Annotated in this window: 24 protein-coding genes and 1 tRNA gene; 13 read left to right on the top strand and 12 right to left on the bottom strand. The window is 70.0% G+C overall.

Annotated features, from left to right (window positions below; translation table 11 throughout):
- Positions 1-9: 9 nt before the first annotated feature.
- The 3 genes from OG984_RS00150 (at position 10) to OG984_RS00160 (ending at position 2,408) form a co-directional block, all read left to right on the top strand.
- On the top strand, positions 10-1,674 hold the full coding sequence (locus tag OG984_RS00150) for an AMP-binding protein (protein WP_328529661.1): 1,665 nt from the start codon (positions 10-12) through the stop codon (positions 1,672-1,674).
- On the top strand, positions 1,671-2,135 hold the full coding sequence (locus tag OG984_RS00155) for a peroxiredoxin (RefSeq protein ID WP_328529662.1): 465 nt from the start codon (positions 1,671-1,673) through the stop codon (positions 2,133-2,135). The genes OG984_RS00150 and OG984_RS00155 overlap by 4 nt, the downstream gene beginning before the upstream one ends.
- Before the next feature lie 197 nt (positions 2,136-2,332).
- Positions 2,333-2,408 (top strand) — tRNA-Val (locus OG984_RS00160).
- A gap of 5 nt (positions 2,409-2,413) precedes the next feature.
- On the opposite strand, the gene OG984_RS00165 is transcribed toward OG984_RS00160, so the two are convergent.
- Positions 2,414-2,866, bottom strand: a complete 453-nt coding sequence (locus OG984_RS00165; RefSeq protein WP_328529663.1) for a nitroreductase/quinone reductase family protein — start codon at positions 2,864-2,866, stop codon at positions 2,414-2,416.
- Positions 2,867-2,964: 98 nt separating this feature from the next.
- Positions 2,965-4,188: an MFS transporter gene (locus tag OG984_RS00170; protein ID WP_328529664.1), complete on the bottom strand. Its 1,224-nt coding sequence runs from the start codon at positions 4,186-4,188 to the stop codon at positions 2,965-2,967.
- A gap of 84 nt (positions 4,189-4,272) precedes the next feature.
- Here OG984_RS00170 and OG984_RS00175 point away from each other — a divergent pair, with 84 nt between their 5' ends.
- A complete protein-coding gene (locus OG984_RS00175; RefSeq protein WP_328529665.1) occupies positions 4,273-5,196 on the top strand; it encodes a LysR family transcriptional regulator in 924 nt (307 codons plus the stop codon).
- A 12-nt stretch (positions 5,197-5,208) separates the two neighbouring features.
- Here the strand turns inward: OG984_RS00175 and OG984_RS00180 are convergent, their stop codons facing one another.
- Positions 5,209-6,126 carry a LysR family transcriptional regulator gene (locus tag OG984_RS00180; RefSeq protein WP_328529666.1) on the bottom strand — a complete coding sequence of 306 codons (918 nt, stop codon included), beginning with the start codon at positions 6,124-6,126 and terminating at the stop codon, positions 5,209-5,211.
- A gap of 207 nt (positions 6,127-6,333) precedes the next feature.
- Here OG984_RS00180 and OG984_RS00185 point away from each other — a divergent pair, with 207 nt between their 5' ends.
- From OG984_RS00185 to OG984_RS00215, 7 genes are all read left to right on the top strand, one after another.
- Positions 6,334-7,443 (top strand): PrpF domain-containing protein, encoded by a 1,110-nt coding sequence (locus tag OG984_RS00185; RefSeq protein ID WP_328529667.1) that lies wholly within the window; start codon positions 6,334-6,336, stop codon positions 7,441-7,443.
- 58 nt (positions 7,444-7,501) lie between these two features.
- A complete protein-coding gene (locus OG984_RS00190; RefSeq protein WP_328529668.1) occupies positions 7,502-8,701 on the top strand; it encodes a Bug family tripartite tricarboxylate transporter substrate binding protein in 1,200 nt (399 codons plus the stop codon).
- A 10-nt stretch (positions 8,702-8,711) separates the two neighbouring features.
- A complete protein-coding gene (locus tag OG984_RS00195) occupies positions 8,712-10,772 on the top strand; it encodes a tripartite tricarboxylate transporter permease (RefSeq protein WP_328529669.1) in 2,061 nt (686 codons plus the stop codon).
- A 43-nt stretch (positions 10,773-10,815) separates the two neighbouring features.
- Positions 10,816-11,190 carry a universal stress protein gene (locus OG984_RS00200; protein ID WP_328529670.1) on the top strand — a complete coding sequence of 125 codons (375 nt, stop codon included), beginning with the start codon at positions 10,816-10,818 and terminating at the stop codon, positions 11,188-11,190.
- A gap of 97 nt (positions 11,191-11,287) precedes the next feature.
- Positions 11,288-13,360 (top strand): MMPL family transporter, encoded by a 2,073-nt coding sequence (locus OG984_RS00205; RefSeq protein WP_328529671.1) that lies wholly within the window; start codon positions 11,288-11,290, stop codon positions 13,358-13,360.
- The gene (locus OG984_RS00210; RefSeq protein ID WP_328529672.1) at positions 13,357-14,607 is read left to right on the top strand and encodes a sensor histidine kinase; all 1,251 of its coding nucleotides are present in this window, start codon (positions 13,357-13,359) and stop codon (positions 14,605-14,607) included. Before OG984_RS00205 ends, OG984_RS00210 begins: the two co-directional genes overlap by 4 nt.
- On the top strand, positions 14,604-15,221 hold the full coding sequence (locus OG984_RS00215; RefSeq protein ID WP_328529673.1) for a response regulator transcription factor: 618 nt from the start codon (positions 14,604-14,606) through the stop codon (positions 15,219-15,221). The genes OG984_RS00210 and OG984_RS00215 overlap by 4 nt, the downstream gene beginning before the upstream one ends.
- A gap of 1 nt (position 15,222) precedes the next feature.
- On the opposite strand, the gene OG984_RS00220 is transcribed toward OG984_RS00215, so the two are convergent.
- Complete coding sequence (locus OG984_RS00220; protein WP_328529674.1) at positions 15,223-15,882, bottom strand: response regulator transcription factor; 660 nt, start codon at positions 15,880-15,882, stop codon at positions 15,223-15,225.
- Positions 15,879-17,132, bottom strand: a complete 1,254-nt coding sequence (locus OG984_RS00225; RefSeq protein WP_328529675.1) for a sensor histidine kinase — start codon at positions 17,130-17,132, stop codon at positions 15,879-15,881. Before OG984_RS00225 ends, OG984_RS00220 begins: the two co-directional genes overlap by 4 nt.
- Before the next feature lie 142 nt (positions 17,133-17,274).
- On the opposite strand from OG984_RS00225, the gene OG984_RS00230 reads away from it, so the two are divergent.
- Together OG984_RS00230 and OG984_RS00235 are read left to right on the top strand one after the other, a co-directional pair.
- Positions 17,275-18,177, top strand: a complete 903-nt coding sequence (locus tag OG984_RS00230) for a type II CAAX endopeptidase family protein (protein ID WP_328529676.1) — start codon at positions 17,275-17,277, stop codon at positions 18,175-18,177.
- A 9-nt stretch (positions 18,178-18,186) separates the two neighbouring features.
- Positions 18,187-18,780 (top strand): DUF4232 domain-containing protein, encoded by a 594-nt coding sequence (locus OG984_RS00235; RefSeq protein ID WP_328529677.1) that lies wholly within the window; start codon positions 18,187-18,189, stop codon positions 18,778-18,780.
- Positions 18,781-18,890: 110 nt separating this feature from the next.
- On the opposite strand, the gene OG984_RS00240 is transcribed toward OG984_RS00235, so the two are convergent.
- The 7 genes from OG984_RS00240 to OG984_RS00270 form a co-directional block, all read right to left on the bottom strand.
- Positions 18,891-19,364, bottom strand: coding sequence for a Pycsar system effector family protein (locus OG984_RS00240; protein WP_328529678.1), 474 nt, complete (start codon positions 19,362-19,364; stop codon positions 18,891-18,893).
- On the bottom strand, positions 19,361-19,735 hold the full coding sequence (locus tag OG984_RS00245; RefSeq protein WP_328529679.1) for a hypothetical protein: 375 nt from the start codon (positions 19,733-19,735) through the stop codon (positions 19,361-19,363). The genes OG984_RS00240 and OG984_RS00245 overlap by 4 nt, the downstream gene beginning before the upstream one ends.
- Positions 19,713-20,732, bottom strand: a complete 1,020-nt coding sequence (locus OG984_RS00250; protein WP_328529680.1) for a hypothetical protein — start codon at positions 20,730-20,732, stop codon at positions 19,713-19,715. Before OG984_RS00250 ends, OG984_RS00245 begins: the two co-directional genes overlap by 23 nt.
- A 10-nt stretch (positions 20,733-20,742) precedes the next feature.
- On the bottom strand, positions 20,743-22,863 hold the full coding sequence (locus tag OG984_RS00255) for a hypothetical protein (RefSeq protein WP_328529681.1): 2,121 nt from the start codon (positions 22,861-22,863) through the stop codon (positions 20,743-20,745).
- Entirely contained in the window at positions 22,860-23,627 is a 768-nt protein-coding gene (locus OG984_RS00260; protein WP_328529682.1) for a hypothetical protein, read from the bottom strand. The genes OG984_RS00255 and OG984_RS00260 overlap by 4 nt, the downstream gene beginning before the upstream one ends.
- Positions 23,628-23,698: 71 nt before the next feature.
- A complete protein-coding gene (locus OG984_RS00265; protein WP_328529683.1) occupies positions 23,699-24,421 on the bottom strand; it encodes a Crp/Fnr family transcriptional regulator in 723 nt (240 codons plus the stop codon).
- Positions 24,422-24,669: 248 nt separating this feature from the next.
- Positions 24,670-25,929 carry an MFS transporter gene (locus OG984_RS00270; protein WP_328529684.1) on the bottom strand — a complete coding sequence of 420 codons (1,260 nt, stop codon included), beginning with the start codon at positions 25,927-25,929 and terminating at the stop codon, positions 24,670-24,672.
- Positions 25,930-25,960: the final 31 nt, after the last annotated feature.

The following is a 25,960-nucleotide window of genomic DNA, read 5'->3' on the forward strand; positions in this document are numbered from 1 at the left end:
CTCCCAACGGTGTTCTCGACTACGGCTGCCAAGGCACGCACCGCCGGATCCGCGGCGAAGATCCTGGCTGGTTCCGGCATCGTCCGGCCGGTCAGCCCCCTCGGGCTCGCACGGACCGGTCTGGCGCTCGCGCGCTGGGGCACCGGCCCGGCCGGAGGCTTCATCGGCCTCGCCCACCGCTATCCGCGTCGCACCGCGGTCATCGACGAGCTCGGGTCGCTGACGTACGCCGACCTCGACCGCCGCTCCAACGCGATCGCCCGGGCCCTGGCGGCCCGGGGGATCGGCGAGGGCGACGGGGTCGCGATCATGTGCCGCAACCACCGCGGGTTCGTCGACGCCACCTTGGCGGTCGCGAAGCTGGGCGCCGATGTTCTCTACCTCAACACCGCCTTCGCCGGTCCGCAGCTCGTCGGGGTGCTGGAGCGGGACAAGCCCGCTCTGATCATCCACGACGAGGAGTTCACCGGGATGCTGTCCGCGGCGGGCTCGGCCGAGCGCCTGGTCGCGTGGGTCGACTCCGACGATCCTGGTGAGACCCTCGAGTCGCTGGTCGCCGGCGATGCGCGGCCGGTGCCGCCGCCGAAGCGGCACGGCCGGATCGTGATCCTGACCTCCGGCACGACGGGGGCGCCCAAGTCGGCGCCGCGTCCGGAGGCCGGGTTCGACGCCGCGGTCGCGCTGATGTCGCGGATGCCGATGAGGGACGGCTGGCGCTGCTTCATCGCCGCGCCGCTCTTCCACACCTGGGGGCTCGCCCACCTGCTCTTCGCCGAGCTGCTCGGCACCACCATGATCCTGCGTCGCCGGTTCGACCCGGAGGACGCGCTCGCGACCCTCGCGGAGACCCGGGCCGACTCGTTCGTGGTCATCCCGGTGATGATGCAGCGGATCCTGTCGCTGCCGGAGGAGACGCTGGCTGCGTACGACCTGGAGGGGATCGGCTCCCGGCTGAAGGCTGTCGCGTCCTCCGGCTCGGCGCTGCCCGGCGACCTGGCGCTGGAGTGGATGGACCGGTTCGGCGACAGCCTGTACAACGTCTACGGATCGACCGAGGTCTCCTACGCCTCGATCGCCGACCCCGTCGACCTGCGCGAGGCCCCGACCTCGGCCGGGAAGGTGCCCTGGGGCACCCGGATGAAGGTCCTCGACGCCGACGGCGTCCCCGTACCCGACGGTGAGGCCGGCCGGATCTTCGTCGGCAACGGACTCCTCTTCGAGGGCTATACCAGCGGCGGTGGCAAGGAGGTCGTCGACGGCCTGATGTCGACCGGCGACGTCGGACGGTTCGGTCCCGACGGCCGGCTCTACATCGAGGGCCGCGACGACGACATGATCGTCTCCGGCGGCGAGAACGTCTTCCCGCAGGAGGTCGAGGACTGTCTGATGCGCCACCCGCTCGTCACCGACGCGGCCTGCGTCGGCGTCGACGACGCCGACTTCGGCAAGCGCCTGCGCGGGTTCGTCGTGGTGGTTCCCGGGGCCGAGGACGACGTCGATGCGGTCTTGAAGGACTGGGTCAAGGAGAATCTGGCTCGCTTCAAGGTGCCGCGGGAGATCGTCGTGACCGACGCTCTGCCACGCAATGCGACGGGCAAGGTGCTCCGGCGCGAGCTGGCGACCTGGGACACCGAGGCAGCAGGATCGAACGGCGAGAGGGCGGCAGGGCAGTGAGTGGACTTCAGATCGGCGACCCAGCTCCGGACTTCACCCTCCGTGACCAGTTCGGGGCCGACGTCACGCTCACGGACTTCCACGGCAAGAAGGCGGTCGCGATCTTCTTCTTCCCGTTCGCCTTCTCCGGCGTCTGCACCGGTGAGATGAGCGGACTGCGCGACCGGCTCGACGAGTTCGTCACCTTCGACACCGAGGTCCTGGCGATCTCGTGCGACCCGGTCTACGCGATCCGGCAGTTCGCCGACACCGACCGGCTCAACTTCCCGGTGCTCTCCGATTTCTGGCCCCACGGTGAGGTCGCCAAGGCCTACGGCGTCTTCAACGAGCGCACCGGTGCCCCGCTCCGGTCCTCCTACATCATCGACAAGTCGGGCGTCGTGCGGTGGGCCGTGCACAACGACAACGCCGACGGCCGCGACCTCGAGGAGCACCTCCGGCAGCTCCACGCGGCCGCCTGAGCAGGTAGTTTACGGGTCATCCAAGTTCCGTTAACAGGGTGGTTACATCGCTTTTCCTATGCCCTGGGCGGGATCTAATCTTGAGGTGTTGAGCCGCTGATGACCCGAGACGTCAGCGGCTCAACTTCCATTTCAGGGTTGGTACGTCGGCCCGGTTCGCCGGGCCCGCCCCTGATCGCGTACTCTTGGGGCGCTTCGGACGCATAGCTCAGTTGGTAGAGCGCCTCCCTTACAAGGAGGATGTCAGGGGTTCGAGTCCCTTTGCGTCCACCACAGGATCAGTCCTCCACGGCGATGTCGGCGACGGTGAGCCGGAAGACGGGATGGCGGTGTGCGTCGGCTGCGATGTCCTCGTCGGGGGAGTCCGCGGTCACGGCGAAGTAGGGCCGGGTCACCGGTACCTCGCGCAGATACTGGCGCAGCACGGGAACGCTGGCCGACGGGTCCAGCTCGGTCACGTACAGCGTTTCAGATCGGCCGCCCCGGCTGAGTGTGACCCGGCCGGCGGCGCGGGCGTTGCGCACCCAGTTGGTGACGCCGTAGCCGGCGACCAGCCAGCGCTCGCCGTCCCGGGCCATGACGTCGACGGGCGTGGAGTGGGGTGTGCCCGTGCGGCGGCCTGGGACGGTGAGGATGTGCCGGTACGACTTGCCCAGCCCCAGCCGGGTCATCGCCGCGAACGCGTGGTTGACCCAGCGTGTGACGGCGTTGACGCGATAGGTCCTGGCCATCGGCTTCTCCTTGGGTGCGTGGTCCGACGAATGGTGGCCTGGCGCGAGCGACAGGCGCACCGCGCTGGTCCACGATACGGCGACAACCGTCTCGCTGGTCAGCGCGGAGCTGCGTACGTCTTCGGTGGTGTCTGCGCACTGACCTCGCCGGAGGAGCGGGGCAGGAGCGTGCGGGCGGCGGCGAAGGCGATCAGGACGATCGCGATGACCATGGTCGCGGTGCCGGTCCAGCCGGCGGCGAAGGCGAGGCCGCCGAGCCAGCCGAAGAGGCTGGAGCCGGCGTAGTAGAAGAGCGTGTAGAGCGAGGTGGCCTGCGCGACGCCGCTGGTCGCCATCGGTCCCACCCAGCCCGAAGCGATCGAGTGCGCGGCGAAGTAGGCGGTGGCGAACAGCAGCAGCCCGATCAGGACCGAGGTCAGCCGGTCGGGGATCGTCAGCGCGGCGCCGGCGACCATGGTCAGGGATGAGGCCAGGAGTACGCGCCGGCGGCCGAAGCGCCCGGCGAGCGTGGCCGCCAGCCGGGCCGACACCGCCCCGGAGAGCCCGGCGAGAAAGATCACCGCGGTCAGCGACGGAGGCAGGTCGAACGGCTCCAGCTCGAGCCGGTAGCCGAGGTAGTTGAAGACCGCCACCTGGGCGCCCATGAGGAGGAACCCCTGCGCATAGAGCGCCAGTTGGCCTGGGTTGGTGAGGTTGGCGACCATGCCCGGCCAGACACCGGTCGGCCGCGACCGCGCCGTCGCCGCGCGGCGACGCTCACGCGGGAGGGCGATGACCGCCACGGCGGCGCCGAGAGCGCTGACGACTCCGGCCACCAGGGCCGCCACGCGCCAGTCGCTCACGTCGGCGACCGGCGCCGCGATGAGCCGTCCGGTCACACCCCCGAGAACCGTTCCGGAGATGTACGTCGCCCCCGCAGCAAGGGCGCGGCGTCGGCTCACCCGCTCGTCGAGGTAGGCCATGGCGAGCGCCGGGGTGCCGCCCAGGGCGATGCCCTGTCCGACGCGCAGGAGGACGAGCACGGGAAACGACGTCACGAACGGCAGCACCAGCCCGATGGCCGCCGCGGCGACGATGGCGATCGTCATCGCCCTGGCCCGGCCGATCCTGTCGGCGATCCACGACCAGCCGAGCGCGGCGACGGCGAGCCCGATCGTCGCCCCGGAGATCGTCAGAGCGGCCTGGGAGGCGTCGACCTCGAAGTCGCGGCTGAGCGCCGGGATCAGCGCCTGGGGGTAGTAGAGCTGCACGAACGTCGTCATCCCGATCGCGACGAGGGCGATCAGCACGCGTCGATGTCCCGCTTCGGCCGGTTCGCTCACCCTTGGCACGCTAGGCGGCTCGAAACCATGCGTCCAATGCATTGGTGGCACTGTAAGAATGCGTTGCCGCATATAGTGTCGAAGGTGGATGCCGCTGCCCGAAATGTCCTGCCGATGCTCCCGGCCCTCGCTGCGCTCGCCGAGACCGGCCAGACGCTCGCCGCGGCCGACCTGCTGCAGATGCCGCAGCCGACGGTGAGCCGCATGCTCGCCCGGCTCGGCAGAGAGCTTGGCGTGGACGTGGTCGAGCGGCACGGACGAGGTCTGCGGCTGACCCGCGCCGGCGAGGCGCTCGCACCCCATGCCGCGGCCGCGGTCGCGGCGGCCACGGCAGGCATCGAGGCGGTGCAGGCTCAGGAGTCCGGCGCCCGCGGACGGATCGCCCTCGCCTTCCAGAGCACGCTCGGCGAGCGGGTCGTGCCGGCGCTGGTCAAGGCGTTCCTCCAGGAGCATCCGGGGGCGTCCGTCGACCTGATCCAGACCTCGCGTCCGCGGTGCCTGGCGGCCCTCGCCGACGGCTCCGCCGAGGTCGCCCTTATCTCGCCGCTCGAGGATGGCGCCGGCCTGCGCCACTGGCGGCTGCACACCGAGCCGCTCGTCCTGGTCGTGCCGCCCGGGCACCGCTTGTCGACACGTGCCCGGGTGAGCTTCGAGGACGCCGCCGAGGAGACGTTCATCTGCATGAAGCGCGGTTACGGGATGCGTACGCTGCTCGAGGAGCTCGCCCGGGCCAGCGGCGTCACGCCCACGATCGGCTTCGAGGGCGACGACCTCGCCACCCTCCGAGGCCTGGTCTCGGCAGGCCTCGGTGTCAGCCTGGCTCCCCGCGACCCCCACGGGGCTGCGGGCTGTGTCGAGGTGCCGTTGACCAACCCGGAGGCGGTGCGGCACATCGGCGCCTGCTGGCTCGACCGCAAGCCGTCGACGCTGGCCGCTGCCTTCCAGGACCTGCTGCGGCGGCGCGGCCGACGGCTGACCGAGATCGGCCTACGCCCACCGGTCGCGTGATCCGGCGATGCCTCAGGAGTAGGTCGACGAGGTCTCGACGAGCACGTCGTGCAGGGCGAGCTCGGCAGCGCTGCGGACGCGACCGGTGCGGTGCGCGACGAGGATGCGCCTCGGGGGAGCGGTGTCGCCCAGGGAGATGACGCGTACGTCGGGATGCTGGTTGACGGTTGCCGTCCTGGGGGCCAGTGCGATCCCGAGACCGACGCTGACCATGGCCTGGGCCTCCTGGTAGTCGTTGGCCTGGAACGCGATGGTCGGGTTGAAGCCGGCGGCGACGGCGCTGCGCTGCAGGACCTCGACGACCGGGTGTCCTCCCGCACGGATGATCCAGGGCTCCTCGGCGAGGTCGGCCATCCGGACCGTACGCCGCCGGGCCAGGCGATGGGTGGCGCCGACGAGCAGCACGGTGGGGTCGGTGAAGAGCTCGGTGAGCACCAGTTCGTCGTTGTCGACCCGCTCCCACGCGTAGTCCCACAGGAGGGACATGGCGACCTTGCCCTCCTCCAGCATGCGCACGAGGTCGTCCTCGCGGCCGCTGTGGATGGTCAGCGCGATGTTGGGGTAGAGCTCCTTGTAGCGCCGGACCGCCAGCGGTAGGAAGGAGCTGCCGATAGTGGGGAAGGTGCCCAGGGTGACGCTGCCGCGACGTACCCCTGCGATGTCGGCGAGGTCTGACTCGGCGGCCGCGAGCTGGCGCAGGACCTTGCGCGCGTGGGTGGCGAGCACCAGGCCCGCGTCGGTGGGGGTCATGCCCCGGGCGTGGCGGTCGAGGAGCGGCTGCCCGGCCTCGCGCTCTAGCCGCAGGAGCTGCTGCGAGATCGCGGACGGTGTGTAGCCCAGCGCAGCGGCGGCGCTGGTCACCGATCCTTCCTCCACGATCGCCAACAGGATCTGCAGCCGTTTGATGTCGAGCACGCCCCCAGTCTGCATGAAGTTCTTCTACATGGCCATGTAGAGGCGTGCAGCGCTGCTTCAGCCGCGATGACACTCGGCAGGGAGCGGAGGCCGCCAGGAGGCGTCGGCTGAGCATGCAGTTTTGCTACACGATCATGTTCGAAGTCGTGATTGTGCTACAAGTCACCTCGCTCCAGTCTGTGTGGGTCCGGAGAGCCCGGACGACTCGGCTCAGGAGGCAATATGCGCGAGATCGCCGCGACATGGATGCGGGGTGGCACCAGCAAGTGCTGGGTCTTCCGTCGCGACGACCTGCAGGTCCCGGATCTGTCCGTCGACGAGGTGCTGCTGCGGATCTACGGCAGCCCCGACCACCGCCAGGTCGACGGCGTCGGTGGTGGCACGTCCACCACGAGCAAGGCGGTCATCCTGGCGCCCTCGGCGACGTCCGGCGTGGACGTGGAGTACACGTTCGCCCAGGTCGGCATCGAGGAGGCCAAGGTCGACTGGGGGAGCAACTGCGGCAACTGCTCCGCGGTGGTCGCGTCGTTCGCGATCAGGGAGGGATGGGTGCGGCCCGGGGCATCCGAGACGGCGGTTCGGGTCCTCAACACCAACACCGACCAGCTCATCGTGCAGCGCGTGCCCACCCCCGGCGGCGTGCTCGACGAAGACGCGTCCGAGAGCATTCCCGGCGTCCCCTTCCTCGGCGCACCGGTGCAAATGGGGTTCGTCGACCCGGCCGGCCGCAGCACCGGGCGTCTCTTCCCCACGGGGAACCAGCGTGACGTCCTGTCCGAGGCCGTGGGCCGCGTGGTCGTCACGCTCGTCGACGCCGGCGCCCCGGTCGTCGCCGCCCACGCCGCCGACTTCGGTGTGCGCGGTGACGAGGACATCGCCGAGCTCGACACGGTGCCGGGCCTGCTGGCCCGTCTCGATGCCGTACGTCGGGAAGCGGGTGTCCTGATGGGACTCGCCCCGACGCCGGAGGCCGTCGCCCGGGCCGTTCCCAAGCTCGCGCTGGTCGCCGCGCCTGATCCGGCGAGCGAGGCAGGGACCGACCTGACCGTCCGGATGCTGTCGATGGGGCGCTTCCACCCCGCGGTGCCGGTGACCGGGTCGGTCGCCCTGACACTGGCCGCCGACGCCCCCGGAACGGTGGTGCACGACCTCGTCCCCGAGGGGCGGTCCGCCACCGGCCTGCGGCTCGGTACCCCCGCGGGCCGCGTCAGCACCTTCGCCGAGGAGCACGACGGCGTCCCCGTCGTCGGCGTCGTACGAACCTACCGCCGACTCGCCCACGGATCCGTGGTCCTGCCGGACCCGCCGCTGCTGCCGTCCGCATCGGCTTAACCATCTGACCCCTTGACACGGGATGCCCGTGTGAGGCTCGCTTCACCTGGAGGAACTCATGACCCAGCACGTCGAAGAAGAGGACGTGGCCACGACCGCAGACGAGGATGCCAGCTCCGCGCAGGATCCGCCGGAACGCCCCGCGCCGTCCCCGCGACTCGCCGGCGCCGTCCTCGCAGGCTTCACCGCCTTGGCGGTGGGCGTCTCCGTCCTGGGCGGCGACTTCTTGAACCCGGCCGCATCCACGGCCGACGGTGACTACTCGGGTGAGACCGTCGAGATGATGATCCCGCTGGCCGAGGGTGGCGGCACGGACACCTGGGCGCGGTTCGTCGGTGCCGAGCTGACCGAGGCGGTGCCCGGATCACCGGGCCTGGCGCCGGTCAACGACGACGGTGGCGAGGGCATCCTCGGCACCAACCACTTCATGACCTCGGCGAAGACCGACGGCACCGAGGTGCTGGTCAGCACGGCCTCGACGGTGGTTCCCTACCTCCTCGACATGCCGGCCGTGCGCTACGACTTCGACAAGCTCCGGCCCATCCTGGCCAACGGCACCGGGGCGGTCGTCTACGCCCGGACCGGCGCCGGCGTACGCGGGGTGGAGGACCTCGTCGACCGCGACAAGCCCCTCATCTTCGGTGGCATCGCGGCGACCAGCCTCGATCTCACCACGATGCTGGCGTTCGACCTCCTCTCCGCCGACATCGACGCGACCTTCGGCTTCGAGGGCCGCGGCCCGGTCAACCTCGCGCTGCAGCGCGGTGAAGTCGATATCGACTACCAGACGACCTCCTCGTACGCGCCTGCTGTCGAGCCGCTGGTGAAGGACGGGACCGCGGTGCCGCTCTTCTCGCTGGGACAGGTGGACGAGGACGGCGAGATCGTGCGCGATCCCAACTTCCCCGACCTGCCGACCGTCGTCGAGGTCTACGAGCAGATCCACGGCGAGCAGCCGGACCCGGAGGCGCTGGAGACCTATCGCGCCATCCTGGCGCTGACCTACACCTACCAGAAGGCGCTCTGGGTGCCCGAGGACACACCGGACGAGGCGGTCGAGCTGCTGCGCTCGACGGCCGACGAGATGGGCGCCGAGCCCGCCTTCCAGAAGTCCGCGGCCGAGGTGCTCGGTGGTTATCCGCTCGACGCTTCACCCGACCTCGCCGACCGGATCGGCGAGGCGTACCGGGTGGACGAGAGCGTCCGAGAGGACGTCCTCGAGCTGCTCGAGACCGACTACGACATCACGATCGACTGAGGGCAGACACATGACTGACGCAGCCTTCTCGGCCCTGGCCTCCCTGGCCGATCCCTCGCTCCTCATCATGCTCGCTGTCGGCGTGGTGGCCGGTCTGATCATCGGCCTCATCCCCGGTCTCGGTGGCACCGGTGCGGTGGCGATCCTGCTCCCGATCACCTTCGGCATGGATCCCGAGCCCGCCCTCGCCATGCTCATCGGCGCACTGGCCGTCGTGCACACCTCGGACACGGTCGCCGCCGTGCTGCTCGGAGCACCCGGATCGGCCTCGGCCAGCGTGACGATGCTCGATGGCTACTCCATGGCGAGACAGGGTCAGGCGAAACGGGCGCTGTCCCTCGCCTTCCTCTCCTCGATGGCCGGCGGCCTGATCGGGGCGGTCGGGCTCACGCTCGCCATCCCGTTGGCGCGGCCCCTGGTGCTGTCCTTCGGCAGCCCGGAGCTCTTCATGCTGACCATCCTCGGGGTCTCGCTCGCCGCCGTTCTCTCTCGGGGCAACGTCGTCAAGGGCCTGACCGCCGGCCTGCTCGGTCTCCTGCTCGGTCTCGTCGGCACCTCGCCCACGACGGCCGAGGAGCGGTTCTCCTTCGGGTCGCTGTTCCTCAGCGACGGCATCTCCCTGGTCGCGGTCGCGCTGGGCGTGTTCGGTCTCGCCGAGATCGCCAGCCGCGTCGGTCAGCGCCGGGTGACCGAGAAGCCCGTGGAGCTCTCCGGCGGCTGGGGATCCGGCATCCGTGAGTGGATCACCCACTGGACCCACGTCATCCGGGGCGCCCTGATCGGCATCTGGGCCGGTGTCCTGCCCGGCGTCGGCGCCACCGCCGGCACCTGGCTCGCCTACGGGCAGGCCGTCGCGACCGCCAAGGACAAGCGCAAGTTCGGCAAGGGCGACCCTCGCGGCATCGTCGGTCCGGAGAGCGCCAACAACTCAGTCGAGGCCGGCGACCTCATCCCGACCTTCCTCTTCGGCATCCCCGGAGGCGTGCCGTCGGCGATGCTGCTCGGGATGCTGCTGACGTACGGCATCCAGCCGGGGCCGGCGATCGTCACCGACCATCTCGACCTGATGTACCTGATCGTGTGGGCGTTCGCGATCGCCTCGGTCGCCGGAGCGTTCCTCTGCTTCCTGGCCACCGGCTCGCTCGCCAAGCTCACCAAGGTGCCCTTCGCCGTGCTCGGGCCCGGCCTCCTCGTGGTGATGCTCCTGGGTGCGTTCCAGGAGGGTGGCCAGATCGGCGACCTGTGGGTGATGGTCGCGCTCGGTGTGGTCGGGTTCTTCCTCAATGCGACCGGGATGCCGCGGGCTCCGTTCCTGATCGGCTTCGTCCTGGCGATCCCGATGGAGCGCTACTACTACCTGACCGCGAGCCTGTACGACGGTGCCTCCTGGGTCGCCCGGCCCGGCGTGCTCGTCTTCGCCGCGCTGCTGGTCGTGCCGGTGCTGTGGTCCGTGGTCAAGCGGCTCCGCCGCGCCTCCGGGGCGGTCGACGACGGTCACCGCGACGAGCACGAGGACGACAACGACGGCGACGAGCTGGAGGGCTCGCTGGCACGTACGCCCTGGTCCCTCGGCGTCGCCGTGATCGCCGTGCTCGTCTTCGCCGGGGCGTTGTGGGTGAGCGGATCGTTCTCCGACGAAGCGCAGCTGATGCCTCGGCTCGTCGCCCTGGGTGGCCTGGCCGCAGCGGCCGCGCTGACCTGGCAGGAGCTTCGGGCACGACGGCGGGATGTCCCACCGGGCAGCAGTGTTCCCGTCGACGCGCCGGCCGGTTCCTCCGGCGCGACCATGCTCGCCACCCGGGTCGAGCCGATACTCGACGCCCGGGCCCTGGCCCGCCGCCAGGACCTGATGATCGGTGCTCGGACCTTCGCGGCCATGGCCGCGTTCCTGGTCCTCGTCATGCTCGGTGGCTACCTCGCGGCGACGCTGGTGTTCACCCCGCTGTTCCTCCTGTACGCAGCCCGCACCCGCCCACGCACGGCGATCATCTACACCCTCGTCCTGGGTGCCGTGCTCCTGGCACTGCCGTCGCTGCTGCCGGTCGACCTGCCGTTGGGTCTGCTGCAGTGATCGCGCCGATCTCCCGCCCTTCCACGAACCGAAAGGATCGCCGATGACCATCGTCGTCGCCTACGCCGACACCCCGCCCGGACATGCCGCCGTCACGGCCGCGGTCACCGAGTCACGCGAGGGCGAGACCGTGGTCATCGTCCCCGCGGTACGCGGCGAGCGGGTCCTCGAGATGGCCGAGCTCGAGGCCCGCTGGCCGGAGGTCGCTGGCCGGGTCGAGGTCGAGCGGGGGGACCTGGGTGACCCCAGCGACACCGTCATCCAGGTCTCCCAGCGCCTCGATGCCCGCCTGATCATCCTGGGGCTCCGTGCGCGGACCCCAGTCGGCAAGCTGGTCTTCGGCAGCACTGCTCAGCGGATCCTGCTCGACGCCACCTGCCCGGTGCTCGCGGTCAAGCCGGCCGTGGTCGCCTCCTGAGCGAGGCCGGGGCGCTGCCGCATCAGCCGTTTGGCTGATTCCAGCCTCAGCCTTGTTCGCGATGATCTGCCATGCCACCGCTGATGGAGTTGGTGGCATGGCAGATTCTCTGGTTCGTACGCGGTCGGGCGCCCGTCCGCACTTCGCAGACAGGTTGACCTCTCGGCGGGGAGCGTGGGCAGCGCTGGGGCTCGCGGTGGTCGTGATGGGCGTGCTCTTCGGGGTCCTCGGTGGTGCGGAGGCCCCGGCAGGGAGCGGTGACGCGCCGGCGGGCTCGGAGGCGACGCGCGTCGGTGAGCTGATGAAGGGGTTCCCGGACGCGGACCGGCAGACGGTGCTCGTCGTCGCCTCGCGTACCGACGGCGGCGAGCTCTCCGCGGGTGACCTGGAGGGGCTCGTTCCGGTGGTCGGCGCGGCCGGTTCGAGCGAGCCGGAGGTCAGCGCGGACGGCAGGGCCGCGGTCCTGGCCGTGCCGATCACGGTCGGTGCCGACAACGCCGGGACGGCGGAGGTGATCGAGGATCTGCGTACCGACATCGCGGCGCAGCCTCCCGACGGGCTGGTCGTGCAGGTGACGGGTGGGCCGGCGTTCGGGGCCGACATGGCCTCCGCGTTCGAGGGCGCCGATGTCACGCTGCTGCTGGTGACGATCCTGATCGTCGCGATCCTGCTGATCATCACCTACCGGTCGCCGGTCCTGTGGCTCGTCCCGCTGATCGTGGTCGCGCTCGCCGACGGGCTGGCCGCGAGGGTCACGGCCGCGGCCGGGGCGCTGTGGGGACTCGAGTTCGACGCCGGAATCATCAGCGTGCTCGTGTTCGGCGCCGGCACCAACTACGCGCTCCTGCTGATCTCCCGCTATCGGGAGGAGCTGCAGGAGAGCGACGACGACCGGGCGGCGCTGAGCCGTGCCTGGCGCAAGACGGTCCCCGCGGTGCTCGCCTCGAACGTGACGGTCGTGCTCGCCCTGCTGGTCCTGGTCTTCGCCACGATCCCGATGACTCGCGGGCTCGGGGTCCCGGCCGCGATCGGTCTCCTGATCGCGCTGGTCGCGGTGCTGTTCGTGCTGCCGCCGTTCCTGGCGGTGTGCGGGCGCCGGTTGTTCTGGCCGTTCATCCCGCGGCCTGGTGGGGCTCGTGCCCAGGGGCGTACGTGGCGGGCGATCGCCTCCAGGGTCGCGAAGCGGCCGGCGGCGAGCCTGATCGGTGGCCTCGCGCTGCTCGCGGTGATGGCCGCGGGTCTGTTCGGCACCTCGGTGGGCCTCGACCAGGTCGAGAAGTTCCGGGTGCAGTCCGAGTCCGCCGCGGGCCTGGAGACGCTCTCGGCCCACTTCCCCGCGGGCGAGGCCCAGCCGATCCACATCGTCGCCGACAGCACGGCGGCCGACGAGGTGGTGGCGGCCGTGGCCGAGGTCGAGGGTGTCGTACGCGCCCATCCGGCCGGAACCACCGACGACGGATCGCTCACGAAGATCTCCGTGACCAGCGCCTTCTCGCCGGGCACCGAGCGCAGCCTCGACCAGATCACCGAGCTGCGCGAGGCCGTCCACCCGGTTCCGGGCGCGGACGCGCTGGTCGGCGGCGCGGTCGCGACCGAGCTGGATGCGAAGCAGGGGAGCGAGCGCGATCTGCTGCTGGTCGCGCCGCTGGTGCTCGCGGTGAGCTTCCTCGTCCTCCTCGCGCTGCTGCGTTCCCTGGTCGCCCCGGTGCTGCTGCTCCTGGTCAACCTCGCCAGCGCCGCGGCTGCGATCGGGGCGGGGAGCTGGCTGAGCCGGGTGCTGTTCGACCAGCATGCGCTCGACCTGCAGGTGCCGATCCTGGCGTTCCTGTTCCTGGTCGCGCTCGGCATCGACTACACGATCTTCCTCGTCCACCGGGCGCGCGCGGAGGTGAAGGCGGTCGGCACCCGGGCGGCCATGGTCGAGGCGGTCGCCCACACGGGCAACGTGATCACCAGCGCGGGCATCGTGCTGGCCGCGGTGTTCGCCGCGCTCGGCGTGCTCCCGCTCGTGGTCCTCGGGCAGCTCGGCCTGATCGTCGGGGTCGGCGTGCTCGTCGACACGCTGGTGGTGCGTACGGTGATCGTCCCGGCGATCTTCGCACTCGTCGGCGAACGAATCTGGTGGCCGAGCAGGTCTGTGGGGGAGCCCGGGAGAGTATTGGTCCCATGAGCGTCGTGCACATGCCGCTGGGGTGGACCGGCCCCTCGGGTTCGACATCGGCCCGGTCGACGGTGCGGGCCATGGAGGTCGGCCAGCACGTCATCGCCGTCGTGCTGACCGCGATCGGCGTCAGCCGGGCCGTCGGCGACGGCGTGGCGCTTCCCGTCGCGGTCGCCTCGGGAGTCGCGATCCTCGGGTGGCACACCGCCGGCGCGGTCCTGTCGTCCCGCACACGCTCGCGCCGGCTCCTGGTGGGGTGGCTGGTCGGCTTCGCCGCGATCTGGACCGCTGCGGTCGCGGTCTCGGCCGAGTTCGTCTGGCTGGCATTCCTGCTGTGGCTGCTCGCCGGTCACCTGCTGCCGCTGCGGTGGGGGCTGGCCTTCTCGGTGCTGGTCCTCGTGGTCGTGGTCGTCGCCCCGATCCTGGACCGCGGCACGACCAGCTATGCGGACGTCTTCGGCCCGGTCATCGGCGGCATCTTCGCGTTCGGCATCTCGCGTGGCTACCTCCAGCTGCTGCGGGACGCCGCCGAGCGCGAGCGGCTGGTGACCTCGCTGCGGAGCGCGCAGCAGGAGATGGCCGAGCTGCAGGACGAGCTCGTGCTGGCGCAGCGGCACTCCGGAGCGGTCGCCGAGCGCACCCGGATCTCCCGCGACATCCACGACACCATCGCTCAGGCGCTCTCCTCGATCCGGCTGCTGACCCATGCCGGCGGCAGCCGCACCACCGACGAGGACGCGTCGCGCACGTTCGCGCAGGTCGAGGCGCTCGCCGGCGACAGCCTCGCCGACGTACGCCGGATCGTGGCGGCCCTGGCTCCCGCCGAGCTCGAGGACGCCGCTCTCGCCTCGGCGCTGCGGCGCATGCTCGACCGCACCCACGACGAGGCCGGGCTACTGACCGAGCTGCATGTCGACGACACCCTCCCCCTGCTGCGGACCGAGGTCGAGGTCGCCCTGCTCCGCACCGCCCAGTCGGCGCTGTCCAACGTACGTCTCCACGCCGGCGCCACCCGGGTCGTCGTCACCCTGACCGACGACCAGGACTCGGTACGCATGGACATCAGCGACGACGGCGCCGGCTTCGACGTCGCCGCCTGGGAGCAGGACGCCGGCACGGGATCGTCGAGCTACGGCCTGCGGTTCATGCGGGCCCGGCTTCGCGAGCTCGGCGGCGGGCTCGACGTGGAGAGCACACTCGGCGAGGGCACCGCGGTCTCCGCGCATCTGCCGATCCACATCGAGGGGCCGCGATGACCACGGTGCTCCTCGTCGACGACCATCCGGTCGTACGCAGCGGCCTGCGTGCGGTGATCGACGCCGGCGAGTCGCTCCGGGTGATCGGGGAGGCGGCCACCGGGGAGGAGGCGATCGTGCTCGCCGGTGACCTCCGACCCGATGTCGTGCTGTGCGACCTGCGCCTCGGCAGCGGGATCGACGGCATCCGGACCACGGTCGCCCTCCGCGCCCTCGACCCGGCACCGGCGGTGCTGATCCTGACGACCTTCGACCGGGACGCCGAGGTGCTCGGCGCGATCGAGGCCGGCGCCGCCGGCTACCTCCTCAAGGACGTCGACCCCGAGGTCATCGTCGAGGGGATCCGGCGGGCCGCCGCCGGTGACATGGTGCTCGCCCCGGATCTCGCCGCGCGGGTGCTCAAGGGCATGCGGAGCCCGCTGCCGCGGCTGACCGGCCGCGAGATCGAGGTGCTGCGGCACCTGGCGCGCGGCGCCACCAACCGGGAGATCGCCCGCACCCTCTTCGTCACCGAGGCGACCGTGAAGAGCCACCTCGCGCACATCTTCACCAAGCTCGACGTCGACAGCCGGTCCCGAGCCATCCACGTCGCCCAGGAGACCGGCCTGATCTGAATCAGTGCTCGATGAGCCCCGACTGGTAGGCCCAGACGGCGGCCTGCAGCCGCGACTTCACGCCGAGCTTGGGCATCATCCGGGCCAGATGGGACTTCACCGTGGAGACCTCGAGGACGAGGGCCTGGGCGATCTCCTCGTTGGACATGCCCTCGGCGAGGTGGAGCAGGATGTCAAGCTCCCGCGTGGTGAGGAGCTCGCTGCCGCGGACGGCGGTCACGGGCTGCGTACGCCGGCGGGTGACGACCTCGCGCAGGACGCGGCGGGTCAGGGAGGTGTCCAGGGTGCCGTGGCCGGCGGCGACCGAGCGGACCGCGGCGACGATGGCGTCGGGGTCGGAGTCCTTGAGGAGGAAGCCGGACGCGCCGGCCTCGAGCGCGCCGAAGACGTAGTCGTCGATGTCGAAGGTGGTCAGGACGAGCACCGGGACGGGGTCGGCGACGTCGGGTCCGCAGAGCTCGCGGGTGGCGCTGATGCCATCGCGGCCGGGCATCCGGATGTCCATGCAGACCACGTCGGGACGCAGCGCCAGCGCCTGCTCGACCGCGGCCGCACCGTCCTCGGCCACCGCGACGACATCGATGTCGGGCTCGGTCCCCAGCAGCGTACGCAGCCCGGCACGCACCAGCGGCTGGTCGTCGGCGACGACGACCCGGATCATCCGGACACCTCCGCGGTCACGGCCGCGGGGATCCGCAGCCGGGTCTGCCAGCCACCCTCGGCGGTCGGTCCGGCCTCGAGGGTCGAGCCCGTCAGGTCGGCGCGCTCCTGCATGCCGACGAGGCCGAGGCCACGCCGTCTCGGGGGCCCGGATGACACGGGCCCGGGCGGCGGCCCGTTGCGCACCGTCACCACCACCTCGCCCGGCTCCCGGGCGTCGAGGATCACCTCGCACGGCGCTCCCGCCGCGTGGCGGGCGGCGTTGGCGAGGCACTCCTGCACGGTGCGATAGGCGGAGAGCTGTGCGAGCGGACCGACCCTCTCGAAGGCTGCCTCGGGACCCAGCGTGGACAGCGACACCGAGAGGCCGGCGCGACGGGCGTCCTCGACGAGCGAGGGCAGGTGGGCGAGGCGCTCGTGCCCGCTCGCCTCCTCGGTCTGCCCGGGACTCCGCAGGAGCGTGACCAGCCCGCGCAGCTCGCGCAGCATCGCGGTGCTCTGGGTGCGGACCTGGCGTACGGACTCCTTCGCGCCCGCCGGGTCGGTGTCGATCTGCCGCTCGACCGCGCCGGTCATCACCGCGATCCCGGTCAGGTGGTGGGCGGCGATGTCGTGGAGCTCGCGCGCCATCGCCGTACGCTCCTCCGCGATCGCCGCGGCGATCTGCGCGGACTGCTCGCGGTCGACGGCGTCGGCGAGGTCGGTCCGGGCCTCGCGTACGTCGCGGCGTGCGCGCACGGTGGCGGCGAGCAGTGCCGGCGCGGCGATCACCCCCGCGCCCTGGACGAGGCCCGCGAGGACGGCGGTGCCGGCCGCGACACCGATGCTCGTCTGGCTCACTGCCGTTCCTGCCGCGACCAGCAGTCCGGCACCGGCCAACCCTCCGGCGAGTGCACGGATCCGGTGGGGGAGCGGGGTCGAGGTCACCGCCGACCACGCCGCGACGACCACGGGCGTCGAGGAGAGGCTGGTGGCGTCGCCCGCCCCGCTCATCGCCAGCGCCACCGCACCCGCGGCCACGACCAGCAGCACCGTCAGCGGCCGCGAACGCCGCCCGAGGAGCGCCGCCGCCTGGCCGGTGAGCACTGCGAGCGCGACCCACCAGCCGACGCTGCCGAGAGCCGGCGACCCCGCGACCGACGGGTCGGCGGAGTCGAGGCCGGGCGCGACCACCAGCAGCACCGTCGTGACCAGCCAGACCACCACAGGTGCGATCAGTCGCGGCATCATCCGGGTCGTCTCCTCGTTCACGTCATCATCCTTTACGCAACCGGTCGCGGTCGCCAGCATCTTTCGATGCAAGTGCGAAGGTTCGCTCTTTTGCCAGGCGCGACCGGACCGGCCCGGTTCCTAGGTTCGGTCAGGCAACCGACCTGTGCGAAAGGGAACGACCATGACGACCACACTCCCGGTGACCCAGCCGGACCAAGGCCTACGAGCATTCGTACGCCGCCACCAGCTCTCCACGTTCTTCGTGCTCGCCCTCGCGGCGAGCTGGCTGGCCTGGACGCCCTACGTCCTGTCCAACAGCGGCCTCGGCCTCTGGGACCTCACCTTCCCCGGCGGCATGATCGGCGGTCAGCTCCTCGGGATGCTCCCAGGTGCGTACCTCGGCCCGATCGGCAGCGCGGCGCTCGTCACCGGGATCGCCGGCGGCAGGGCCGGCCTGCGGGCCTGGGTCCGGGGGATGTGGCGCTGGCGGGCGAGCTGGCGTTGGTACGCCGGCATCCTGATCGGCGTGCCGGCCGCGATCATCGTCTCGCTGCAGGCCACCGGGCACCAGATGGCGACGCCGTCGCAGGCGTGGCTGATCGTGGCGGTGGCGTACGTCCCGGGGCTGCTGATGCAGATGGTCACGACCGGTCTCGCCGAGGAGCCGGGCTGGCGCGACTTCGCCCTGCCCCGGCTGCAGCGCCGGGTCGGACCGCTCGGCTCCGCGTTCGTGCTCGGTCCGATCTGGGCGCTGTGGCACATGCCGCTGTTCCTGACCGACTGGGGCGGCTGGCCGGAGGTCAGCTGGTTCGCGCCGCTCGTCTTCGCGGGCTTCTGCTTCACCTTCGGCATCGTGATGACCTGGGTCTTCAACCGCACCGGGCAGAGCCTGCCGCTGGCCATGCTCCTGCACGTCAGCGTCAACAACTTCGCGTCGGTGGCCTTCGCCGAGGTCTTCCCTGACGTCGACGCCGACGAGTTCCAGCTCGCGCTGCTGGTCGGGTCGGGTGTCGTCGCAGCGCTCCTCGTCCTCGCCACGCGCGGGCGGCTGGGATACGTAAAGGAATCGGCTCGGTCTGTATAGATTCATCAGGTGCCTCTCCGTATCCGGCGCAGCGTCGCGCCGCTCGTCCTCGCCACCTCGCTCCTCGCCCTCGCGGCCACGGGATGCTCCTCCGAGACCGCCGACGGCGCGGGCGCGCCGAGCAGCCCCAGCCCGTCCGCGGAGGTGACCACCGAGCCGGGCGCCGAGCCCAGCACCGAGCCGACCGAGGACTCCAGCGGCACCTGCGCCACCGGCGACCTGACCTTCACCGTCTCCGAGAAGTCCCAGGCGGGCGGCTACTACCTGGTCACGGCGACCGCCAAGCCCGGCGTGACCTGCACCCTCGCGGGCCGGACGATCGAGGCCGGCTTCGGCTCCGACGTATCCGGCGACGTGATGCCGAGCGAGCAGGCGGAGGGCGACCCGATCACGATGACCGGCTCCACCAAGGCGTACGCCGGGGTCAACCCGCACAGCGGGTCGCAGGACGGCGGCGTTCAGTTCGAGGAGATCATCGTCTCCGCGCACGAGGGCGACATGGACCCGGTGTCCCTCAAGCTGCCGAGCACCGCCGAGGTCGACCAGCCGATCGGCACCAACTGGCACACCGATCCGGCTAAGGCGGTGCCGTTCTCGGGCTGATCCGTCAGATCCGTACGTCGACCGGCGCCGCAAAGGCGTCGGCGTCTCGCCGAGGCCAAAGATAGCGAGGCCGATCACGCCGGCGGCCCGCCGAACGCAGCGTCATCCGGTCACGTCAGCATCGAGGCGGCGGCGATGGTGATGCCCATGGCGAACAGCCCCAGAGCGGCGCGTATCCAGCGATACTTGACGATGATGATGTGGCTCAGCTCTGCGGCCGCCTCGACCAAACCGGATTGCTCGACCGGCTCGTCGCCGTCCAAGGCAGACGCGAGATGACCGGTCCTGGCAGCACGGTCGATGTCGGCGAAGGATGAGAACCCGGCTCCGGTGGTCCAAGCGCTGCGACGATAACGGGGGGTCAGGACCTTCAGAAGGCACCCCAGCGCTAGGAACCACAGGATGCATCCAAGTCGGGCCAGGAGAGCTGACAGGCCGCTTCCGTCGAGATTGGTCATGCCGATCGGCGCCGCCAGACCCAGGCTCATCGCGGCGATGAGCATGGCGGCCTTGGTGTCCGCGTGGATCACCTCGGTGCGAAGGTCAGCCACGATCGCGGCCGCCGAGCTGTGCTCCCGGGTCATGTCAGCAGCACCAGGCACATGGCGCTGAATCCGGCTCCGACCAGGGCTTGCGTACGTCCGGTCTCCTGTGATGCGAAGTCGACGGCATCGGATACCACCAGGCCGAGGGCGTAGAGGGTGCAGGCGAGGCCGGAGATGATCTCGCCGTAGCCGAAGAGGAACGGAAGTGGCCGCCCGACGGCTTTGCGGAGAACCGTCGTGCAAGCGTATTCGGGCACGAGCAGGATTGCCCCGACGGCATCAACGACGAGGCTGACGCCGGCCGGGAACCGTTCGGCGAGCGGGCCCAGCAACCAGCGGAAGGCGAGATAGAAACCTGTCGCCGCGACAACCCACCAGATTGCCAGGTCAGCGATCGCGTCGGTCTTCATCGTCTGCACCGGGGTCGGGTGTGGGCTGGGGCAGCTGCTGCTCGAACTGGGGCTGACGTTGCGCCGTGCTGCTGTTGGCGACCGTCTCGAGAATCTCGAGCATCGTCTCGGTGGCCATCCGGGCCGGGTCTTCGAGCTGGTGGTCTTCGAGGCGGCCCTCCTCGAGAAGCTTGATGGCCAGCTGTGCCTTGGTGGCCAGGGTTTGTTGCTTGTCGCTCCGCAGTCCTTCCAGCGCGTGCGTGACGTTGCCTGGGTTCTGCGCGATCAACAGCGCCCACATGGCATCTTCATCGTTGAGGAACTGTTGGAAGAACTCAGTGTTCTGCCGCGTGAGCTCGTGCTTCTGCTGGGTCGCCGCCCGGTTGGTGATGTGCTGCTCCGCGTTCTGCTCCGTCTGATATCGCTGCTGGCGAAGCGCGGTGAAGTGTTCCAACGCCTGCGCATCGAGGGTGAGTCGCACGATGCAGCTCACCCGCAGGCCGAGATGCTCGCCGATGCGGGCCTGTTCGAGGGCCCGGTTCACCTCGATCTCGGCTTCGGCATTCTTCTCGATCTGGAACTGTCGGGTTCGGCTGATCAGCACCTTGCGGAGCTCCGGCTCGATCGTGGTCCGGACGTCATGAACCCCGCTGCGTACGACCGTCCCGGAGTCGAAAACGTGCCAGGTTACGTCGACCTCGGTGTGGAAGAAGAAGGCGTCGCCCGAGCTGGGCAGGTCGTACTCGAAGAACTGGTGATGGTAGCCGCGGTCGACCTCGTAGAGCTTGACGTAGTTGCGCCAGGCGAGCTCGCCACGGGTGGGTTGATGAGCGGCCATGTATGTGGTGAGGCTGCCGTCGGCGCCGACGAGGACCAGATCGGCGTCAGCGGAGACCTCGAGCGGGGCTCGGACGAACTCGAAGCGACGAAGCGTGCGCACGCTGCGGATCGGGTCGGTCACGACGGCCGGGTACCCGACGGGCTCGATGGGTTGGATGGGGTTGGATGCTTCGGACATCGGGGATACCTCACTGTTCGAGAAGGTGGTTTCGGATGCGATCTGCGACAAGGCGTGCATCCGGGGGCGCGTCAGCGGGAAGGTGGCGGAGCAGGTAGTCGAGCCGAGCGCGTTCGTTCGAGCTCACAGCAAGGTCGGCGAAGAGGCGCTGCAGTTCCGGGACGAGGGAGTCCTCCTCGAGCGCGAGGGTGATCCAGTCGGTGAGGCGGTCGCGGGCGTCGCCGCGTACCGCCGGGTCGTTCAGGGCGGCACGCCACAGCGTGGTGAGCGCAGCCCAGGCCTGCTTGTCGGAGGCGCTGTGGTTCAGCAGCGTCGGTCGTCCATCGGTTTGCTCGCCGGCAGCGATCGCGAATGCCCGATGCGCCAGGTCTCGGCGCGGTCCGCGTTCTCGTGACCAGCCGACCAAGGTGTTTCGTGCCTCGCTGGCGAGAGGACTGATGAGCAGACGCGCCGCCGCTCGCTCCAGCTCACGTTCGAGCTGAGGATCGCTGGTCGGCATCTCGGCGATCTCGGAGATCAACAAGATGGCAGACGCGTCGGAGAGGTCGGCAAGCGCGTCGGCGGTATGGACAACGGTCCAGCGCCTGGCTACGCCTCCCTCGGCCCAGCGCTTCAGCACCTCATCGACTTTGGTCTTGGCGCCCTGCTCCGTGGCGGCGAAAAGCGCCCAGGCAGCCACCTGCCGTTGTCCGAGCTGCTTGGAGCCTGCCCACTGTCCCAGCAGCGAGTTGGCGATGGAAGGAAAGTCGATCGATGCCAAGAAACCTGCCGCAAGCGCGGCTCGCACCCGGGAAGCTCGTGGTGCCGTCGCGCCGAGGTCGCGGAGCCAGCGGCGGATCGGGTCGCGTGCGGTCGGATGCTCGAGCCACACGTGGCGCAGCACTGCCGGCCAGGTCGCAGGATTGCGGAAGGCGGTCACCGTGTTCAGGGCGAGATCGTGGTCGGTATCGACCGTGTCGATTTCGTAGGCTCGCGCCCAGTCGAGTCTGGCGCTGTGACTGGTGCCGAAGGTCGACAGCGACCGGTGTTCCTCGAAGGTACGGTAGAGGTCGTCCCCTGCCTCGGCGATGGTTGGGTAGGGCAGCCGGTCGAGCACGGCGAGTGCGATCAGGAAGGCCTTCTCGCGCAAGGAGCCGTTGGTGTCCGCAAACACTCGCCGCGCGTGGTTCTCGGCAGCTGTGACCCGATAGTCGGCGAGGTCATGCAAGGTCGCCTGTCCGTTGAGATAGTCGGCGAGTCTACGTGCGTACCCGACGATCTCCTGAGGGGCCGGCTCGGTCTCGAGGTACGTCCGGGTCTCCTCGAGGTCCAGTCCGAGCTTCAGGCGAGACTGATCGAGACGGTACGTATCAAGGTGTGCGCGCAGTATGTCGCCAGCAGCCGGTGGGCGCCATTCGTGCTGCTCCGTCAGAGCCGCCTCTACCGCGGTGCGCGGATCGATCGTGATGATCGCGTAGCCGTCGCAGTCCTCGAGCTTCTCTCGGAGCGTGTGCAGATGATGTTGGCGGAGCGGGTCGTCGGTGTTGATCGAGAGGTCAGAGATCAGGTGGTAGGCCCCGTTGATCACCTGGTCGGCCAGATAGTCTGGCTGGATCTTTGGACTGAGAACGTGCACGGGCCGTGCGACTTGGTCGACGTCGGTGAGGATGCCGATCGACGCGGTTCGGCGGCCGGATGCCTTCGGACCACAAAGCACGAGGACCCGGTCGTCGCGCAGACGCTGCACGAGTTCGTCGTGATCAGAGGTCCTGACGAATCCTTGAAGGAGTGAGGTCACCGACGACGCGGGCATCGGACCGCTGGTGGACCTTCGGTGCGAGAACCCGTAGTAGTTGTGGGTGATGGTCTTGTTGCCGCCTACCGCATCACCTCCGAACTCTGCCTTACCGATGACGTTCGCGCTGTCCGCGAGATACTCCCGGGCCTGCCGTCGGAAGTCATTGACTGCTTCCTGGGCCTCGGCCTCGTCGTCCGCTGCCTTGTCCTTGGTCTGCTCCGCCGACTGCCCATGTTCAGCGCCCTGATCGGATCTGTTGGCGTTCGTACCTGACTCGTTGGAGTCGGACTTCGCGTTCTCGGATCGTGTGTCCTCGGACTCTGCCGAATCGGCCGGGGGCGCTTCGGCGGTCATTCGTGATTCACCGTCTTGTTGCCGGCGATGTTGTCACCGTGAAACGTGATGTTGCCGCTGCCGCTGAAGAAGTTGCCTGACGTCGGTGCGGGCTGTTGCGGTGAAGGCGCCTCGGGTCGCGGTGTGGGGGTGGTTTGCGGAGTCGGTGCCGCCGACTCCGCCGATGTCGTCTGGTCCGCAGGTGCCCTGTGCCGCGGCGGAGTTGTGGCGTAGATCCACCCAGCGACCCGTGGCTCCTTGTCATCGGCATCGATCGGGTGGAAGTGGTCGGCGCGTATACCGCTGAAGTCGTGGAGGATCACGTCGTGGTGAACAGTCTCGCTGACTGCGAACACGAGCAGTTCGCCGGACTCTTCGAGCTGGGCGTACAGCTTCTTGGAGTTGAGCAGGCGGAAGACCTCGATTGCGGGAGTTCCGAGGACTCCCCGGGACGTGATCTCGACGTCACCGGCGTGCACGGCAGCGCGCATCCGGATCTTCGCGGTGTCACTGGCCAGACGGTTGTAGTCGTAGAGAGCGGTCGGCAGTTCGGTGAGTACGGAACGGATGAGCTTCGCCTTCACCACGTCCGCGTCGAGAACGACGAGGACGCCATCGCCCCGATCTTCCACCCGCGCGGATGTCTGCTCGATCTCCGCCTTGGCGAGGACCTGCTCCAAGAAGCCGTACATGACCCGCTGGGCCTCTGCCTGCTCGATGTGCTGTCGTGGACCGAACTTCTCGATGTCGAGCACCAGCAGGGTCTTGTGGACCGGATCGGCCATGGTCTCCACCTCCGATGAGTCGATTGAGACCTCAGCATCGCGTCAGCCGCGGGGTTCCGATAGGACGGTTGTCACCGGTCGAATGTGACCGATTTACCTTCGCTGACGCGGCGCAGCATGCCTGGTCGGAGGATGACGTAACGTCGGTTGCTCGTTGCGATCAGGCCCTTCTCGCGAAACTCCTTGAGGACCCGGGTCACGCCCTCGCGAGCGCAGCCGACGGAACCGGCGAGCTCGTGCTGGGTCAACGACATCCGGATGACAATCCCGGCCTCCTGGCGCTCCCCATGGGCCCCGGCGAGCTCAAGGAGCACGCGCGCGAGCCGTTGGGGCACCGTCTTCGAGGCCTGCTCCAGCCGCTGTCGGTCCGAGGTCCGCCAACGGTCGTTGGTGAGGGCGAGGAGCTGCCGCCAAGCGCTCCGGTGGCGGTCGAGGAAGCGGGAGAACTCTTCGCCGGGCACATGGCGAGCGACTACTGGCTCGAGCGTGGTCACAGTTACGGCACGGACGGTGTCGTCGAGTCCGGCGCTCTCGCCGATCACGTCGCCTGGTCCTCGTCTGGCGAGCAGTCCTTCGTGCCCTGACAGAGTCGTGCCGGTGACCTTCAGCCATCCGCTGCGGATCAGGAGCACGTGAGTCGAGGGCTCACCCGCCCGCATCACCACGGCCTTGCCGGGATATGTCACCTCGAGTCCGAGCCGCAAGGCATCGTCTCGAGCCGGGCCTTCCAACCGGAGGAGGTACGGGACTTGGTCGTCCAGGCGGAACGAATTCCGCCGCGGATGCGTACTCATGGGCGACCCGACCCCCACCTCGGTGACTCAGCACGAACATCCGCCAATGTACGTTGGCCGGTCGCCGTTCGGCTTCGGTTGTGACGATTTCGGCGGATTCCGTTCCGTCCAGCGGTCGTCAAGCCTGGCGAGCGGGGCGATATCGCTGAACCGCGGCGACAGCACGGGCGATGCCGGCTACATGGTGCGTCGGCTCGGGCATGGATCCGATCTGCGTAACCCCGCGTACGAGCGGCCGGCGTGGTCGCCTACTCGGCGGCCGCGCCCGCCGGCTCCTGGATGGGCTCTGACTCTTGGGCGCCGTCCTCGGCCGCGGTGAGCAGGAAGCGGAGCCGGGTCAGCACCAGGCCGGCGGTGAGAGTGCCGCCGATGACGACGAACGCCCACAGGTGGCCGAGGCCGCTGCCGATGAGGGAGCCGGCCAGCGCGGGTCCGAGGATCTGGCCGAGGGTCAGGGTGAGCCCGAGCGAGGCGTTGTAGCGGCCGCGCAGGTGGTCGGGGGCGATGGTGTTCGCCAGGCCGGTCACGATCGGCGCCCACAGCGTCTCGCCGAGACCGAAGATCGCCAGGCCGATCACGACGGCGGCCACCGCGCCGGCGACGGGCATCAGGTCCGCCGCCGCCAGCACGCTCCAGGCGAGCGACCAGGTCAGCACGGCGCAGGCCAATGCGGTGGTACGCCGCCACCCCGACGTGAGCCGCAGCAGGACGACCTGCCCGCAGACGATCACGGCGGCGTTCGCGGCGAAGGCCCAGCCGAGGGCGGTGGCCGGCACGTCGGCCACGTCCACGGCGTAGGCGGTCGCGCCGGCCTCGAGCTGGCCGTAGCCGAAGGTCACAGCGAGCACGCCGCAGCCGACCAGGGCCACCGCCCGCCGGTCCCGAAGCACCTCGCCCCAGGAGCCGGCGCTCGCATTGTCCGCGTCGTCCTGCGTGGGACGGGCGGGGGAGCGGACCAGCAAGGCGAGCACCGCGGCGTAGGCGAGGTAGGCGACGGCGTCGCAGAGGTAGAGAGTCTGGAAGGTCTCCGGGCGCTCGACGTCGATCAGGAACGCGCTGACCAGGCCGCCCAGACCGATGCCCGCGTTCAGCCCCAGGAAGGCGAACCCGTAGGCGCGCTCGCGGTCGGCGGCGGGGACCATCGCGGCCAGCATGGTCGTGGTGCCGGGCCACAGCGGAGAGGCGCCCACGACCACGCCGGCGAGCACCGCCATCGTGGGCACGGTGCCGTCGACGAAGCCGAGCGATCCGATCGAGATCGACTCCACGGCCAGCGCGCCCAGCAGTACCGCGCGAGGTCCGAAGCGGTCGAGGAGCGCTCCGACGCCGGGGGCGGCGAGCAGGCCGACCACGCCCATCCAGGCGAACATCCAGCCGGCGGTCGACGAGCCGAGGTCCTGGACCTGGGCCATGTAGACGTAGAGGAACGGCAGGGTGAGGCCGTTGCCGAGGGAGGCGAACGCGAAGCCGGCGAGCACGCGAGTGGCCTGGCTGGGGGAGTTCGGCACGGGTGTGATCGTCCTCTCTCTGGCCCACCTG

Origin of the sequence: Nocardioides sp. NBC_00368 (assembly GCF_036090055.1) — a bacterium.
Classification (GTDB): Bacteria; Actinomycetota; Actinomycetes; order Propionibacteriales; family Nocardioidaceae; genus Nocardioides.